At 51.2% G+C, this 725-nt stretch carries 1 protein-coding gene and 1 pseudogene; both read left to right on the top strand.

From position 1 onward, the window contains the following. Positions 1-50: 50 nt before the first annotated feature. Positions 51-521 (top strand): transcription termination/antitermination protein NusG, encoded by a 471-nt coding sequence (gene nusG, locus ACIPIN_RS28725; RefSeq protein WP_223194512.1) that lies wholly within the window; start codon positions 51-53, stop codon positions 519-521. A gap of 117 nt (positions 522-638) precedes the next feature. Continuing rightward, positions 639-725: pseudogene (gene rplK, locus ACIPIN_RS28730) on the top strand (50S ribosomal protein L11); the annotation flags it as partial.

Genomic DNA, 725 nt, shown 5'->3' on the forward strand with positions numbered 1-725 from the left:
AATAATAAGTCAAACCATAATCGTGAAACTAAAAGCATTTCATTCGATAGTTGGTAGAGCGCGTAAAGCTGGCTGGCATGGAAGATGGCTTTGGCGAAATTCTGGTTCCCACTGAAGAAGTGGTTGAAATGCGTAATGGCCAGAAACGCAAAAGCGAGCGTAAGTTCTTCCCGGGTTATGTGCTGGTCCAGATGGATATGAACGAGGGTACTTGGCACTTGGTCAAGGATACTCCTCGGGTGATGGGCTTCATCGGCGGTACTGCTGATAAGCCGGCACCAATCACTGACAAAGAGGCAGAAGCAATTCTGCGTCGTGTTGCTGATGGTAGCGACAAGCCGAAGCCTAAGACTCTGTTTGAGCCGGGTGAAGTGGTTCGTGTCACCGACGGTCCGTTCGCTGATTTTAATGGCACGGTCGAAGAAGTTAACTACGAAAAGAGCCGGATCCAAGTGGCTGTGCTCATTTTCGGTCGCTCTACTCCGGTAGAGCTAGAGTTCAGCCAGGTCGAAAAGGTCTAGCCGAACAAGCATCCCAACCCCGCAGCCCTAGGCTGTGGGGTTTTGTCGTCACTGGGATAAACGCGCAAGTAACCGGGGAGCCTCTCGAGGCGTTCGAACCCGTAATTGGAGTGCCTCATGGCCAAGAAGATTACCGCTTACATCAATCTGCAAGTGAAGGCAGCTCATGCTAACAAAAGCCAACCTGTTGGTCGTGCTCTGGGT

Source organism: Pseudomonas sp. NPDC087697 (genome assembly GCF_044743155.1).
Taxonomy (GTDB): Bacteria; Pseudomonadota; Gammaproteobacteria; order Pseudomonadales; family Pseudomonadaceae; genus Aquipseudomonas.